A 16,051-nucleotide genomic window follows, 5' to 3' on the forward strand; every position below is an offset into this window, starting at 1 on the left:
GTTATGAAAATTGAGTGAGTTGAAATTTACTTTTTATTAACTCTTCCAATTCTTTCATTGGAGCCAAAGCATTTTTCAATTTTTCTTTATCAATTTTTGATAATTCATTTAAATTTATAAACTGACCAGAATTGTCATTTTTTAAGCCTTCTAAGGTTCTGAATTTTGACAAAGTCAAAAAGGCTTCGGCACAATTAAGATAAATTTCGGCATATTTAGGATCTGAAATTGCTAATTGCTTGAATCGTTGTAATGTATTATTAATTCCTCTTATACCATGACTCATTGTAAACAAACGCGCACCGTCAATCAGTGGCATCAAAGCACGTGTTTTTATATCAAATTTATCTTTGTTCGAACCTTCTTCTTCTACATTGAAATTTTTGAAAAAAGTCAACGGAGAATTTTTTCTTAAGGCATCATTTCCTAAGAAGTCAAAAAACAAAGTATTGTTTTTTGCGTTTTTAAAAACTACATTTCCAATAGCATCTTCAATTCTTTGTTCACCAAAAGTAATTTCATAATCAAAGAAAATACTACTCAAATCATTACTGTTTTCACCTGGAGTATTCATCCAGCTGTCGTATTGTTTAGTCCAGTCAGTCAGTGATTTACACCAAAGCATATTACTTCCCATGTGTCCGTTTGGACATAATTCATAACCAATTTTTTCAAGCGTGGCAGTAGTTCTTTTTCCAAGTTTAAGAAAATAGTCTTTCACATCTCTATATTTATCAGGGGTAACATCTTCAAAAATCAAAATACTGTCTTGGTCGGTTAACAACAATTGTTCTTTTCTTCCTTGACTACCTATACTTAACCAAGCAAAACGGGCAGGAGGTGAGCCTAAATCCAAAATTGATAATTCAACAGAACGTTTAATAATAGCCAAATTAATTTCACTGGCAATATTGAAAACATGAGAAAGGGGTATATTTTTAGAAATGGAAGTCTGAATCAGATCAGTTAAACGCTCGCGAATTTGTTTTAATTCTTTTGGGATCTGAGAACGCTTAATTTCTTTTATCAAAACACCAGGGTTATTGGCCTGAGCAACTATCAAATCATGTTCAGAAATGATCCCTTTTACATCAGATTTATCAGTTCCGTCCTGTGTTACACATAAATGTGTCACATTGTACTTCAACATAAGTAATTGCGCTTCTGCCAGCGAAATATTCTCTACAACAGTTATAACGGGAGATGACATTATTTTATCTACTGAAACTGTGACAGGATAACGGCCAGTAGCAATTTTCGAACGCATATCAGTATCTGTAATAATGCCTAAAGGAATGTTATTCTCACAAACAACAACATTGTTCTTTAACGTTTCTGTCATCAATTGCGCTACATCTTTTACAATAGCTGTAATTGTTGTCTTTAAAGGAGAATTGTTATAGGATAAAGATTGAAAATATTGCATTTCTGATTGCTGATCCGAATAGAATACATTGTCAGATATTAATTTTCCAATTAAATTTTCTTTATCCTTCGGGTTGCGAGTATTTACGGCAAAACTTTCTAATAAAAAATTTAAAACCTCAGAATTATTGGCAACAAAAGGGCGGAAAGTAGCTATAGGAATAGCGTAAACAATACTTTCTTCTCTGGCTTTAGCCGTCATCATATAATTGTTTTTGGCAAAAAATGGACGCAAACCAAAGATGTCACCAGCATTACATTTATTCAATAGGGTTTCTTCAGCATCTGCTATGACAGATAAATTGATAACTCCTGAAGCCACAACGTAAAAACTATCGTGTAGCACATCGTTAATTTGAAATAATATTTTGTGCTTTTCTAAATTTACAACGCGAATGCTTGTAGCTATTTCAGATAATTCTTGAAATGTCAAGTGATTAAATGGTGGGTATTCTTTTAAAAAATCAGCAATGTGTTCAGCAATTGTATTCATAGTTCGGCAAATAAATAAAGTATCGTTTGTAAAAATAGCAAATTAAATAATTACAATGAAATCATAGTGAAAGGAATGTAGTTCATTATACTTAATTTTTAAATTTATAGACTTTTCTTGATTTTAAGATGTTATCAACAGAAGTGATTAAAACTAAATCAATGAATAGATATTGTATTAACCATTAAAAACAAAATATCTATTTTACATAATATAAATTATAGTTCATTTGTCAGATAATTAATACCTGATAAATATGGCACTTAAAAGAACTTCTTTAGAAAACTACACGTTATTATTGGTAGAACTTGAAAAAATGCGTGATACCGCATTTCATCCAAAAACGTTTTTAAAAAAAATTCGACCCTTTTGTAAAACTTCACATTTAAAGTATAAATGGCTGTTTATTCGTATTCGTGGTTCAAATATAGGAATATCAATACAAATACAATCGGATTGTTTTGTAATTCGTCAAAATCAGTCTATCCACGAATTTACATTTTATTGTACTTCTCATAAAATGCTTATAGGTAAATTATTAAAACATAACCTTTTAACTTTTTAATTATGGCTACAATTAACGAATTAACACGTAAAAGAGAAAATTTACTTATTCAGATAGCTGGTGTTACTGCTGATTTAAAAGAGTATACAAAGTACCCTGTAGAAACTATAGACGTTGAACAAATTAAATATCAGTACGGTTTTATACTTCGTGAAATTAAAGATATTGACGAAAAGTTAAAATTTATTTTTCTTACTCAATCAGAAACTTTAAAAACTGATTTAGAGATTATGGATAAGGAAATGATTGAGTCTGTTGCGAAAAATAGATTTACAGTTACTGACTTACCAAAACTTCATTATTCAATGTTTGACGAACCATTTATTTAATATCATGACAAAACAAAAAATCAACGCTTTAATATTTTGGTGCTTCGTGGCTTTAGTATCTATTTTAATAACTATTTATTCTCCTGTAAAATGATTAAAATAATGAATATTACAATAAATAAAAATTTCTGTTTGTATCAGCGTAAAAATGGAACGCGTTTTTTAGCTGTAAAATCTATTCATCATAAAATAAACTTTCGTTCTAATATGGAAGCTGGAAGCCTTTTTATTTTACCGTATTATTGGAAGCTATCGGAGATGTGTTTTATAGAATCGGGAGATATAGAAACTCAGGCGTAAATTTAAATCGTTGCCGTAGGGTATAACGGCAACTAACTCACTCAAACTTACATAAAAAGAATGATTTCATATAAAGAAAGGCATCAAGCCAAAACAAAATTAAAAATAAACAGTTTAAAAACTACGCTCATAAACATAGATTATTTAATACTTAATTTGGATGGTCAGCCTTTTGGAGAGTTCCCCGAAAACTCAAAATTTCGTTTGAAACCTTATGATTATGGTACTAAAATATTTGAAATAAGAGCGGATTTATATTATGAAGATTTAAAAATTGGTATATATACCGCAAAACCTCGCTCTGCTATCATTAGCGAACGACTGGCACAGCTCCAAATAGAAAACAATCTTTTTTACACACTTTCAAATGATGCCTTAAAAGGTGTCTTAAATACTTTTTGCGATGAGACACAATATTTATTTAAATCAGTTAATAGACTCGATATTTGCCTTGATAAATGCGACCTTAATCATCGTTATCGGAATTTGTATAGTAACATTGTTTCGGGGGATGTTCTTATCTCGGGACGCCCAAAAAACATTCAATCGTATTTTGAGACATTTAAAGGTAAATCGATTCTTAACGGTTTTCAAGTTGGGAAGCGAACCAGTGATAAAATAATACGATGCTATAATAAAACGCTCTCGTTACAACTTACTGAAAAACCGTACATTAATGAATACTACTCAAACAATGGATTAAAAAATGATAATGTTTGGCGTTTTGAATATCAGTTGAATTCTGCGTTTTTCAGAGGGTTAAATGAACATTCAAAAGTGGATGAAAACATTTGTGAAACAATGACTTGGGGTATTTTTGATAAAGCTAATCTTTACGAATTGTTAAAAATCGCAAACAAAGGATTTTTTGAACTTCGTGAGAATACTGGTAAAAGTCAAGTGAATAAAGAGAACTTAATAATGTTGTTCGATTTCGATTTTTTGCAGTCGCAAATATCAAAATTCAATCCTATAATTAAGCGTTTGAAAAAAGTAGTTTTATCAAGTACAACCATAAAAAAACGGCTTGCAAAATCCTTATTTCGGGAATATTACGCAAACAATCAAGATATATCTTATATCGTTGCGCTTAATTTATTGCTTGAGGATATGGATATGATAACGGAAAAACCGCTGTTACACTGGTTCAAAAACAAATTACATTTCTATTTACATGAGTTTCGAACCAAAGAAAAAATAGTAAATGATTTTGATACTCCCCTATTTACCGAACATCAATTTTTATTCTTATAAGCCTCATGAAACCAAAAAAAACTACAAGCCAAAAAGTAAACAAAACTCAATTAATGCATATTCTTGAAGTTAGTTATCCTACTGCCTTGAAAGAGTATCGAATAATATTAGATAGTTTGGCATTAAAAAGAAAATTTTTAACAATAAACGACCTTATAACTTATGGTATTTTATAAAAAAATATAAAAAATTATAAAGAACTATAAAAAAATAGAAAACTTCTTTTTCATTCTTCACAAACCTTTGTATTCGAATAAAACGAATATTAATAATAAAATAAAGAAAATGAAAATTAAAAGTATTACGGGTGTTGTGAAGTCGGAAGAGATAACAGTTACAAAGTCAATAGGGTCTTTGATTCTTGCGGTCGATGGTCTTGCTCTTGATGGTTTAACGACTGAAAAAATAAGCGTTTATATTGAGCGTGGAAATGGTTCGAATGTGATTTTAGCAAACAAAGTTCTTTTGCTTGATTTCATTCTTGCTAGTACTTTTGGTAGTGAAGCTACCCAGTCGGATGCAATTTATGAAACTATTGCAGTTTGTGAGTTGGCTGTCGATGGCGGTGTATTCTTAGCAGAAAAGGAAAGTATAAAAATCGTGTTAGAGGATTTAAACGCTTTAAAAACGTATGACTTATACGGAGTTGAGGAACCAAATTTGACAAATCAATTATATCACTTTGAGCAGAAAACGGTTGCTAGTGAAGAGTTTAGCAAAAAAGTAGATGTAGCGGGGTTTGACTTGGCAATTATGACTGTTAGTGCTACGGTTTCGGATATCTCGTATAAATTCAATAACGGGCAAATAGTAAAGTATTTACCATTTGAATTACAATCCTTGTCAAGGGATATTGACCCAATTCAAGCTATAAACGGAACGGCAGTATTACAAGGCGTTGCAACACGTTTAAGTTTACCTTTAGTGGGTGTAGATTCAATTGAGATAAACAAATCACAAGGGGCGGTAATTAATTTCGTTGTAAGAACGGTTAAAAACGTAGAGTAAAATGGGGTTTTTTAAAAGCGTTGGGAATAAACTCAAACGGGTTGTTTCTATGAAAAATTTGGTGAGCGGTGTAACGGGCAATTTTTCTGCAATTGGTAAAGATATTGTGAGGGTTGCGACTACGACCGACCCAAAAAAAGGCAAAAGCGTTGTTGATACTTCTGTTGTTGCGAAAGGTTTTCAATTATCGCCACAAGTGGAGCAGGTTTTAAAATCACAAGAACAGATTTATGCAGATAATATCGTTAATTCTGTGGCTTCTATTCCTGCGGTGCAAGATGCAAATTCGTTTATGTCAAAATTATACATACAGAGTATGTGGTTAAAGTACAAAAATTGGTTTATCGGATTGGGTGCGGTTGTATTTGTTTTTGTTCTTTTGAAATTTGTTTTTTCAAAAAAGAACAATCGCAGAACACGTAGGTAATTGCAATCTGAAAAACCAAAAAATTACAACCGTATTTATTTGATAATCTTCATAATAGATTCGGTTGTAATTATCTTAAAAAAATTAATGGATGTTGTGTTAAACATCAAAAATCTATTTCACTAATGGCAAATTATAAAAATAATAATTATAATAATTCTCAAAAGCAGAATAATTATAATAATTCAGCTCAAAAGCCGACCGTTAAGCATTCGGGCGCAAAGCATACAAAATACTTTCCGAAAACTGGACCTAACGCAGGTGTTGAACAACATTTAACGAGCGGTTGGCGACTGTCCAAAGGCGAACTAATTTCAATTAGATGTGTAACAACATCCAAAAGTAAATTAGGTGACAAGGGTTGGTTTGGAAGTGTAGCGGTTACAATGACCAATACAAAAACGGGTGCAAATTCATTTCATTGGGGTACAATGGAAGAGAAAACGGGTAAAGTTGTTATTGATTCTATGGCAATGGTTATTAATCCAAAAGCCAAAAACGGTGGTTACGCTGGAACATTCTTAAAAGGTTAAGATGTTAAAGATATTATTAAAGTTCCTACCTCTTATTTTACATGAGGGGTTGGATTTACTCAAAGAACACTTAGAAAAACGTAAACTTAAAAAATCAGAAAATGAATAAAGTAAAGGGTGTTATTTCGGTTATTGGCATTATAGTTAAATATTCAGCTGTTGTAATGGCAATTATAAAGGGAATTGAGGTTATTTATCAGGAACTTGAGAAAATTGATTTTTCAGAAAAAAAGCAAATAGATGGTTAGTTCTGCGATAAGAATTTTAAAGGATTCTGAAAGTTTGGTATTAAATCCGTATCGTGACCCAGGAAAGGGGGTTATAACAATTGGTTGGGGTAATACTTTTTATGAAGATGGTACATCGGTCAAATTGAGTGATAAACCTTTGACAAGAGCAAGAGCCGAAGAGTTATTTAACAATATATCGGGTGCGTTTGAGAGGGATGTTAAAAAGTTGGTTACTGCTTCAATTAATCCTAATCAGTTGGGAGCGTTGACAAGTTTAGCGTATAATGTCGGTATTGGTAATTTCAAAAAGTCAACGCTTTTAAAAATCATTAATAATGACCCTAACGATTCGGCTATTGAATACCATTTTAATGAATGGAATAAGTCGGGCGGTAAGATATTAAAGGGTTTAATTATTCGGAGAAAGAAAGAATTTGGTTTGTATAAAAAGCCGTATTTAAATGTAGCTTTATTTATCCCTGTTATAATTTTTTTTTATACAGTGCTTACCGTAGCACTATAAAAAACGGGAGAAAAAAACGTTAAATTAATTTAAAAAATAAAAATCATGTTAGAGAAAGTAAAGGTATTTTATGCAGAGAATAAAAAGGCGGTTCTTATCGTTGGTGGTCTATTAGCTGTTTTCTTAATTTGGAAGAAAACGCAAAAATAAGAATTATGCAAGTACAAAGAAATGTGCGTAATGCGTCCTCTAATGGGGGCGCTTTGCAGTTGTTAAAGGATTATTGGTTAGTTATTTTGGGTCTTTTTTTGGTAGTGCCGTTTTTAATAAGGTATTTAAAAGATGCTAGTACGGCTAATACTGTTAATAATCAGCAGGAACAAGAAAAATTATATAAGTCTCAAAATGATAACCCAGTAACGCAGTTGACGGGTTTAATGGAGATTACTACTAAAACATGGATTCATGACGTTGCGCGAAATGTAGCTTTCAATCTTGGTACTAGTATAAGAACCAAAGAAGTTGGTTTGTTTGATTCTGCTTTTTGGAATCCTAAGGGATGGACTGAAAACGACGAAAAGACGTATAATCAGTTAAAAACAATAACAATAGTATCTTCTAGGGATGCGGTAGTAAAATGTTACTATTTCCTAACAAGGAGAAATTTAATTGACGATGTTAAAACATTGTTAGATGACGAGTACAAAGCAAAATTACCTTTATTTAAATAAAAAATTATGAAACATTATTTACAGTATGCGAATAGAGATTTAAAGGTTAAAACCATACCTTTAACTTACTTATATGGTGAATTTACAGTACCGAATATTTTGGAAGATTTCTATCCTTTAGCTGTTTTTTATAACTCCGTTCGTGTTGGATCTTTGGAATTATATGATGAAAATCCAGACGTATATTGTACGTTAAACGATGTTAATTCTTTAGTACAACTGGATTCTTTAAATCAATTGGCTTTCTTTCCTTCAACTTATCAATTTAAATTTTATAAAAACGGAAACAATTTAGTTTCTTTTTATGGCAATGTTGAGCCTATTCATTCTAGTGTGCAAACTGGTCAGGATAATAAAAATATAGTTTATTTCTCTGCTCGTAAAGCTTCGAATACTTCTACAACTCTTCGGACTTATCTTGGTACGGATGAGTATAATTCGCCAGATGCAAGTGAGTGGCAAATTAGTGCATTTCCTTTTGTAAATGCTATAGATGGTTCTCTGAAAAGATATTTTAATTTTGAAAATTTTCAGATTTTAATGTATATACCGCCTGTGGTTAATACTAATACGTATAATTTTTTTTTATATGTAGATAGAGCGTATAATTACTTTGAGGTATCGTCTACTTTTCTTGTTACTTATTTAGGTGTAAAGGAAAATACTCATGTTTATAAAATCAATGTTTCAGACAATACGTTTTTTTACTTGTATGTTGCATATAAGGGACTTCCAAAAGACTTAATGTTATAGGATGGCAAATAATACGCCTACTCCTTATAGCTGTTGGGTATTTCATAAAGATAAAACAAGGCATCCTTTGGAGTATAAATTTATGAAGTCAATTTATTATCTTCATAAATTACTCGAAAAGGACGGCTTTGATTATCATTACATAAATATTTACAATAGAAAAACGGGTCAATATCTTGGTAGACAATATTTTGATAAATTTATAATTGACAAACCTTTGTATTAAGTTACAAAGGTTTTTTTTATTTTTGGTTTATTATTAATTCTCTGTAGGAATATTTATAATGATATGTTAAATTTTGGCATTATCTTTGGAATGCTTTAGTAAAATATTAACTACAAAAATTAACTATTATGAAAAAAACTACTCTTGAAAAACTTGAAAAATCAAAAAAGAAAAAATCTTTAGAAAGAAAAAATAAAATTTTACTCGGTCTTTTAATTGGATTGTTTTCTGTTTTTGTAATATTTATAATTGTTTCTTTTGTTGATAATAATGATAATATAGTTTCTGATTCTGGGGTTTATCCTTATGTAGATTCGACAAGTACCATTTCAGATAAAGAGCGTATTAATTTAGAGATAACTCGTAAAAATATGGAGTATCGAAATAATTGGCAAAATTATATAAATGTAAATACTAATCAATATAGTTATCATGAAATTGGCGGTGTTAAAAATTTACAAATTTTAGCGACGAATAATACTAGTTATTTAATAAATCAGATGACTGTTAACGTTTGTTATGTTATAGATAATGGTGATTGTTATCTTAATGAAGAGGTTGTTATTTATAACATTGCTCCAAATTCTACAAAAAGTGAATTGGCACCAAGTTCAAATAGGGGTAAAAAAATTAGATTGGATATAATTGATGTTTATAGTGATAAAATGAACTTTCATTATAAGACTGCAACCTCTGTAAATAGTTCTCCTGACCCTTATTTTACAAAGATGTAATTTCTTAAAAATAACTAATAAATGAACCCCAATAAAACGGGGTTTTTTTATGTTCTTATATTTTTTCATTATCTTGCTTACGGTACATTGTTAATAAAGTTGTTAACAACCTTGTTGGACGTTTTGTTAAACTTGCTATAAATTATAGTTCATTTTTATTGCTATTTGTTTTTATAGTTTTCCGAGTCAATTTCAACATATTTAGGATTATTATGATTGAGTAGTTTATTTAAAACAAAAAAAACGAACAATATCATTACTGTTCGTTTCTTTTTAATACAAAAAAATCTAATCGAGTTAAACTACTGCATCTACAATATCCAAATCTTTAACCTCTTTGATTTTACTTTTTTTCGATGATTTATAAGTACTATAACCATAATACGTCACAACAGATAAACAAATTAAAGGCAATATAAATGAGAAATTTACTTCAGGAATATAGCCAAATAATTTAATATCAGCGAAACCTGTACCGCCTAAATCCAAAATACTTCCTTGAATAACAGGCATCAATGCTCCACCAACGATAGCCATAACTAAACCAGCAGATCCAATTTTTGCTTCGTCTCCCATGTCTTTTAGTGCTATGCCATAGATAGTTGGGAACATAATAGACATGAAAATAGAAATACATACTAGAGAAATTAATCCAGGCATACCTTGTAATACAATTGCCCCAGCTGCACATAATACTCCTCCAATACCAAATACCATTAATATTTTTGAAGGATTTATGGTTTTCATCAAACCAGTTCCAATCCATCTGCCTAATAAAAATAAAATCATGGCAGTTATGTTGTAATAGGTGGCAGTTAATTCTAATCCAAATGTTTTATTGATGTTATCTACGTATTGGAAAATAAAGGTCCAACACATAATTTGTGCGCCAACATAAAAAGCCTGCGCTATAACGCCATGTTTGTAATTTTTATTAGAAAATAACTTTTTGAAAGATTCAGATACAGACATTTTATCTTCGTGTGCCGTTTTAGGCATTTTTGTTAAAATAATAATAATTAAAATTATTAAGACAAAAATTCCTAATCCAATGTAAGGAATGCTAATAATACCTAAATCATTTTCTCTAATACTGGCTAACTCATTTGAATTTAAAGCTTTATAGGCTTCTTGTGTGTAGTCATCTGATTTTATTTCTTTAATAACTAAAAACTGAGCCATGACCAATCCAGTTATTGCTCCAATGGGGTTAAATGCCTGTGCTAAATTTAAACGTTGCGTTGCTGTTTCTTTATTGCCTAAGAATAAAATTAAAGGATTTGAAGTTGTTTCAAGAAAGGCTAAACCACAAGTAATTACCCATAGTGAAACAAGAAAGAAAGTGTAGCTTTGGTAATGTGCTGCTGGATAAAATAAAAAAGCACCTGTAGCATATAATAGCAGTCCTAATATTATTCCAGATTTATAGCTGTATTTTCTAATGAATAATGCAGCCGGTAAAGCCATAAAAAAGTATCCAAAATAAAAAGCAAATTGCACTAATGATGCTTGTGTATTTGAAAGTTCTGGCATCACTTTTTTAAAAGTAGAAACCATCGGAGTTGTTAAATCATTAGCTATCCCCCAAAGGGCAAATAATATGGTTATTATTATAAATTGAAAAACAAATTCTTTGCTAACTACGGGGATTTTTTTGAATTGAGTCATTGTTTTACTTATTTAATTAAAAATGTTGTAGATTCCTTGGTTTTACAGTTTACTTGTTCAAAGCCACATAAAAAATCCTCTATTTCAGATTGTGAAATTACGGGGTTAGCACCTTCGTTTTGAGCGACAATAGCGCCAACAGCACAGGCAAAATTAATTGCGTATTGAGGGTCTTCTCCATTGAGTAACATGATGATTAATGAAGCTAAAAAAGAATCTCCGGAACCCACAGTATCAACTACATTTACTTTGAATCCACAATTGTGATAAAAGGTATCATTAGAATACAATACCGCTCCATGAGATCCTAAAGTAACACATACCGTATCGGTATTGGTTTCCTTTGCAATGAATTTAATATTTTGCTCTAATGACTTTTTATTTGAATTTAAATCTTCGCAAATTTCATTTAACTCATCATCATTAAACTTTATGAAATCAGCTGCATGTAATAAATCCAAAACATTTTTCTTAGTATAATGAGGCACTCTTAAATTCACATCAAATATTTTATATTTTGCAACATCTAAAAGTTGTTCCAGCGTATTTCTGGAAACTAAATCTCTTGAAGATAAACTTCCATAAACAAAAAAGTCTGCTTTCTCAACTATTGAAATATTCTCGCTTGAAGTTTCAATTTTGTCCCATGCTGAAGGATAATTGATATCATAAGAAGCATTTCCTTTTTCATTTAAAATGACGTTGACTAAACCCGTTGGATAATTATCCTTTATCTGAATAGCATCGGTGTTAATACCCGAAAAATTTAAATAATCTATTAATTCTTTACCATTCGCATCGTTCCCTACTCCACTGATAACGGAAACCTCCCCTCCTAGCGAATTTAGTCTTGAAGCTACATTTAGTGGCGCTCCGCCAATTTTTTTGTGTTCAAGAAAAACATCAAAAAGGATTTCTCCAAAACAAACACCGTTTAATTTCTTTTTCATTTTTTTTATTTTTTGTTTAAAACAATATATTTAGGTAATTAATTTTAGTATCGTTTAATGATTAAAGGTGCCATTTATCGACCATTTTCCTCATGAAAGAGAGGCTGCCTTTAGCAAGATCTTCTGAATTGTATTTAGAAGGTCTCCACAAGGAAGTTGGGCCAACTAATGCTGCAATTTGTGAAGAAAAATTTTCAAGAACTAGCGGGCCTTGATAGTCTATTTTTGCTAAAGCTTTGAAAAAATCATCCCAATGAACGTTGCCTTCGCCAGTCATACCGCGGTCACTTTCGGTTATATGTACGTGTTTCAACCTGTTTCCTGCACGAATAATTGGGTCGTAGAAATTCCTTTCTTCAATATTCATGTGAAATGTATCTAGATGCAAACCAATATTATTAGTGCCAATAGCTTCAATTATATCCAAAACTTCATCTGCGGCTGTAAATACATAACTTTCGTAACGATTAATTGGTTCGGGAGCAATCGTGATATTACGTTTGTTCGCGTAATGGGCAACTTCGGTAAATACTTGCTTGATAATTACTTTTTCTTCTTTTGTACAAGGATTCCCAGTGAATGTCCCTATGGCTGAATGTAATACACCTCCTAAAAAATCACCATCCATCTCAGCCACTTTATCAAGTGCCGTTTTAATAAGTGATGCTGCTCTTTCGGGATATAAAGGGATATGACAGTTTGCTGGTAAATTCAACGTGCAACGTCCTAAAATGCCATTGTTGTCAAGTTGTTTTTTTGTTGTTTTAGCATCGAAATCTAATGATGCTGGCAAAATAATTTCAAGCATGTCAAAACCATATTCAGCTGTCTTTTCTATTGCAAAACGACCTCCTTCGGCGCTCCATCCGGAGATAAATGATAAAATTGTTGTTCCAAAAATTGGCATATTTATATAATTTTAAATTTATTTCTATTTTATAGATTTGCATTTTTAAAAAAGCCACCATTCTGTTTTTACTCCAATAAAAGAACCCCAACTTTTTTGGTTCACTTGTAAATAAGGAGAGTAATTATGATCGCGGGCGTAATCGTTGTAGTGAGCCAGCGTGTAAACAAGACGAATGTGAGGGCGACTCCAAGGGTCTTTTTTTCCTTCTGAATCTAGCGCTCCATAGGTTGCCCAAGTAAAAGTATTTCCATTATCACCTCCATTTGCAATTCCGGAACCATATCGAACAGAAAACTGATTAAACGAACCCGGTAAAGCCGTTTCAATTGGATTGTTATATTTAATTCCAGCTACCCAGCCGTTATCGGATGGATAATTTTGCATTAGGCGCATATTAAAAAAATTAGTATTAAAAAGGTTTGTTAAGTATTTCAAAAGTTGATAAATCATCTAATAGATTTATTAAATAGTTTTGTTTTTTAGGTGCTTATAAAGTATTTACTACTCTCATCGACTTGTTATATAAAATTCGGGTTTGGGATTATCATTATTGTTTTTAATTATTAAGCGTCATTTTGAATATTATTTTTCAAATGTATTATATTTTTTTAATTTACAATAAAAAAAAGTAAATAAATTTAACATATATATAAATTTAACCTTAATTCGATGCTTTTTTAATAAATAAAAATGAATTTGTTATAAAAATGCATAAACCGTAATAGTGACGGTTAATTAGAAACATGAAGTGTATTTTGACGAATATATTATTACAAATAAATCATTAGTTTTGTAGTATTAAAAGATTGTATAAAACAGTACAATCTTTAAAAAAACTAATTATATTCTTTGTTATCTTATGATGCCTCAAATAATTCCAAATATATCTGTAGACTGCGTCGTTTTTGGGTTTGACGCAAATACAAAATCACTAAACGTATTGTTGATAAAACGTTATTTAGAATCTAAGGATAATCATGAACCTGTGGTTAACGATTATGTTTTGACCGGATATCATACATTTGAAAATGAAACTATTGATGAAACTGCTGCCAGAGTCTTGAAGGAGTTAACAGGACTTGATAATGTATATAAAAAACAATTTAAAGTTTTTGGAGACCCAAATCGGTTAATTAATGAAAAAGATCTTATTTGGGCCAAAAACGAAAATTTTAATCAACGGACGATAACCATAGCTTATTATTTTTTATTGAAAACGCAAGAGGTTACTTTAGAAAATAATCAACATAATCCGCAATGGTTTCCCGTAAATGATTTACCGGAATTAGGATTTGACCACAGGGATATAATCAATGAAGCGTATGCAGATTTAAAAGAAAAAGCATTGTACAAACCTATCATTTTTGAACTTTTAGCGGATAAATTCACCTTCAAAGAGTTACAGGACACGTATGAATCTATACTTGGAAATGGAATAGATAATCGGAATTTTAGGAGAAAACTGCTAACAAAGAAATACATTATTGTATTAGATGAAAAACAAGTGGGAGTTTCAAAAAGACCTTCGCAACTCTTTATGTTTAGTAAAGATGTTTACCAAAAAATTTATAAAGAAACGTACTTAATCAATATTTAGATTGCTGTTTTTAATAAATGATAGATTGGGTTCAATAAGTAATATTACCTAAGAAAGTGGTTCGATTGGCATCTTAAATATTTACCTTTGCAAAAAATTAAAAAAAGTAATTTGATGGCCGATAAATCAATCACAAAAACAAAATATATAAAATTAATTCTAATTTTAGGTTCATTAACAGCACTCGGTCCATTTTCAATTGATATGTATTTGCCTGGTTTTGCCGGAATTGCAAAGGATTTGAATACTTCGGTTGCCAATGTTTCCATGACATTATCCAGTTATTTTATTGGGATTTCCGCGGGACAATTACTTTATGGGCCATTATTAGACCGTTTTGGCAGAAAAAAACCGTTATTCATAGGATTGATAGTTTACATTTTGGCTTCATTAGGTTGTGTTTTTGTAACAGATATTGATACTTTTATAGGTTTGCGTTTTATTCAGGCTATTGGCAGTTGTGCAGCGACCGTAGCTTCAGTTTCTATGGTTCGGGATTTATTTCCTGTGAAAGATATTCCTAAAGTATTTTCTTTATTGATGTTAGTTGTTGGACTTTCGCCAATGTTAGCACCTACAATTGGAGGTTATATCACAGCTGATTATGGTTGGCATACTGTCTTTTTTATATTAATGTGTATGGGTGTTTTAATTCTTTTGGCAGCTCAAATGGGCTTGCCAAATACTTTTAAACCAGACACTTCAATTTCATTAAAACCAAAACCTATAATTACAAATTTTATCAGTATTGTAAAAGAGCCTCAGTTTTACACGTATGCTTTTACTGGAGCTATCGCTTTCTCAGGGTTGTTTACTTATGTAGCTGCTTCTCCGATTTTATTTATGGATATTTTCAAAGTGGATGCTAAAACGTACGGATGGATATTTGCTTTTATGTCGTTAAGTTTTATAGGTGCCAGTCAGCTTAATTCATTATTATTAAGAAAATTCACAAGTGAGAAAATGATTTATGGTGCATTGATTACGCAATCAATTGTTAGTATTTTATTCCTTATTTTGGCAATGAATGATCTTTTGGGATTATATGAAACGATTGCTATGCTATTCTTATTCTTAGGTTGTTTAGGGATATCAAATCCTAATACAGCAGGACTTACTCTTGCTCCTTTCTCAAGAAATGCGGGAAGTGCTTCGGCTTTGATGGGTGCTATTCAGTTAGGACTGGGAGCTTTGGCATCTTTTGCAGTGGGGGTTTTTGTAAAAGACTCTATGTTGCCTATGGTGGTGATTATGACCGTTACAACAATTTTGGCATTAATCATTTTGATTTTTGGAAAACGAACCATAAAAAAAACTATTGCAACTTCTCATGATGAAGGAATTGCAATAGTTCATTAATTATAACCGTTGGGTGTAATTCCACATATTCGAACCAAATTGACTCCTTAAGCTAACGATCACAACACGAAAAATACGTAAATTAGATTCGCTCTT

Annotated in this window: 20 protein-coding genes; 15 read left to right on the top strand and 5 right to left on the bottom strand. The window is 31.0% G+C overall.

Annotated elements, in window-relative coordinates:
• Nucleotide 1: 1 nt before the first annotated feature.
• The gene (locus FNW38_RS15535) at nt 2-1,918 is read right to left on the bottom strand and encodes a DUF294 nucleotidyltransferase-like domain-containing protein (RefSeq protein ID WP_144065004.1); all 1,917 of its coding nucleotides are present in this window, start codon (nt 1,916-1,918) and stop codon (nt 2-4) included.
• A gap of 256 nt (nt 1,919-2,174) precedes the next feature.
• Here FNW38_RS15535 and FNW38_RS15540 point away from each other — a divergent pair, with 256 nt between their 5' ends.
• From FNW38_RS15540 to FNW38_RS15595, 13 genes are all read left to right on the top strand, one after another.
• Nucleotides 2,175-2,483, top strand: a complete 309-nt coding sequence (locus tag FNW38_RS15540; protein ID WP_143388695.1) for a hypothetical protein — start codon at nt 2,175-2,177, stop codon at nt 2,481-2,483.
• A 2-nt stretch (nt 2,484-2,485) separates the two neighbouring features.
• Nucleotides 2,486-2,812 carry a hypothetical protein gene (locus FNW38_RS15545; RefSeq protein WP_143388696.1) on the top strand — a complete coding sequence of 109 codons (327 nt, stop codon included), beginning with the start codon at nt 2,486-2,488 and terminating at the stop codon, nt 2,810-2,812.
• 102 nt (nt 2,813-2,914) lie between these two features.
• Nucleotides 2,915-3,112: a hypothetical protein gene (locus FNW38_RS15550; protein WP_143388697.1), complete on the top strand. Its 198-nt coding sequence runs from the start codon at nt 2,915-2,917 to the stop codon at nt 3,110-3,112.
• Between the two features lie 60 nt (nt 3,113-3,172).
• Nucleotides 3,173-4,366, top strand: coding sequence for a hypothetical protein (locus FNW38_RS15555; RefSeq protein ID WP_143388698.1), 1,194 nt, complete (start codon nt 3,173-3,175; stop codon nt 4,364-4,366).
• A 285-nt stretch (nt 4,367-4,651) separates the two neighbouring features.
• Nucleotides 4,652-5,374, top strand: coding sequence for a hypothetical protein (locus FNW38_RS15560; protein ID WP_144065005.1), 723 nt, complete (start codon nt 4,652-4,654; stop codon nt 5,372-5,374).
• A 1-nt stretch (nt 5,375) separates the two neighbouring features.
• Nucleotides 5,376-5,801 (top strand): hypothetical protein, encoded by a 426-nt coding sequence (locus FNW38_RS15565; protein ID WP_144065006.1) that lies wholly within the window; start codon nt 5,376-5,378, stop codon nt 5,799-5,801.
• A gap of 125 nt (nt 5,802-5,926) precedes the next feature.
• Nucleotides 5,927-6,334, top strand: coding sequence for a hypothetical protein (locus tag FNW38_RS15570; RefSeq protein WP_144065007.1), 408 nt, complete (start codon nt 5,927-5,929; stop codon nt 6,332-6,334).
• Between the two features lie 101 nt (nt 6,335-6,435).
• Nucleotides 6,436-6,582 (top strand): hypothetical protein, encoded by a 147-nt coding sequence (locus FNW38_RS17535; RefSeq protein ID WP_185963154.1) that lies wholly within the window; start codon nt 6,436-6,438, stop codon nt 6,580-6,582.
• Nucleotides 6,575-7,087 (top strand): lysozyme, encoded by a 513-nt coding sequence (locus FNW38_RS15575; protein WP_144065008.1) that lies wholly within the window; start codon nt 6,575-6,577, stop codon nt 7,085-7,087. The genes FNW38_RS17535 and FNW38_RS15575 overlap by 8 nt, the downstream gene beginning before the upstream one ends.
• 155 nt (nt 7,088-7,242) lie before the next feature.
• Nucleotides 7,243-7,758 (top strand): hypothetical protein, encoded by a 516-nt coding sequence (locus tag FNW38_RS15580; RefSeq protein WP_144065009.1) that lies wholly within the window; start codon nt 7,243-7,245, stop codon nt 7,756-7,758.
• Nucleotides 7,759-7,764: 6 nt separating this feature from the next.
• Nucleotides 7,765-8,511: a hypothetical protein gene (locus FNW38_RS15585; RefSeq protein WP_144065010.1), complete on the top strand. Its 747-nt coding sequence runs from the start codon at nt 7,765-7,767 to the stop codon at nt 8,509-8,511.
• Between the two features lies 1 nt (nt 8,512).
• A complete protein-coding gene (locus FNW38_RS15590) occupies nt 8,513-8,737 on the top strand; it encodes a hypothetical protein (RefSeq protein ID WP_144065011.1) in 225 nt (74 codons plus the stop codon).
• Between the two features lie 128 nt (nt 8,738-8,865).
• Nucleotides 8,866-9,471, top strand: a complete 606-nt coding sequence (locus FNW38_RS15595) for a hypothetical protein (RefSeq protein WP_144065012.1) — start codon at nt 8,866-8,868, stop codon at nt 9,469-9,471.
• Between the two features lie 297 nt (nt 9,472-9,768).
• Here FNW38_RS15595 and fucP read toward each other — a convergent pair whose 3' ends face one another.
• The 4 genes from fucP to FNW38_RS15615 form a co-directional block, all read right to left on the bottom strand.
• Nucleotides 9,769-11,139, bottom strand: a complete 1,371-nt coding sequence (gene fucP, locus FNW38_RS15600; protein ID WP_143388706.1) for an L-fucose:H+ symporter permease — start codon at nt 11,137-11,139, stop codon at nt 9,769-9,771.
• 8 nt (nt 11,140-11,147) lie between these two features.
• Nucleotides 11,148-12,089, bottom strand: coding sequence for a carbohydrate kinase family protein (locus FNW38_RS15605; protein WP_144065013.1), 942 nt, complete (start codon nt 12,087-12,089; stop codon nt 11,148-11,150).
• A 61-nt stretch (nt 12,090-12,150) separates the two neighbouring features.
• A complete protein-coding gene (locus tag FNW38_RS15610) occupies nt 12,151-12,996 on the bottom strand; it encodes a sugar phosphate isomerase/epimerase family protein (RefSeq protein ID WP_143388708.1) in 846 nt (281 codons plus the stop codon).
• Between the two features lie 45 nt (nt 12,997-13,041).
• On the bottom strand, nt 13,042-13,383 hold the full coding sequence (locus tag FNW38_RS15615) for a carbohydrate porin (RefSeq protein ID WP_235890216.1): 342 nt from the start codon (nt 13,381-13,383) through the stop codon (nt 13,042-13,044).
• A gap of 475 nt (nt 13,384-13,858) precedes the next feature.
• Between FNW38_RS15615 and FNW38_RS15620 the strand changes: the two genes are divergently transcribed.
• On the top strand, nt 13,859-14,596 hold the full coding sequence (locus FNW38_RS15620; protein ID WP_144065014.1) for an NUDIX hydrolase: 738 nt from the start codon (nt 13,859-13,861) through the stop codon (nt 14,594-14,596).
• A gap of 129 nt (nt 14,597-14,725) precedes the next feature.
• Nucleotides 14,726-15,955 (top strand): multidrug effflux MFS transporter, encoded by a 1,230-nt coding sequence (locus tag FNW38_RS15625; RefSeq protein WP_143388712.1) that lies wholly within the window; start codon nt 14,726-14,728, stop codon nt 15,953-15,955.
• The last annotated feature ends 96 nt before the right edge of the window (nt 15,956-16,051 follow it).

It is taken from the genome of Flavobacterium gawalongense (assembly GCF_007097265.1).
GTDB classification, from domain to species: domain Bacteria; phylum Bacteroidota; class Bacteroidia; order Flavobacteriales; family Flavobacteriaceae; genus Flavobacterium; species Flavobacterium gawalongense.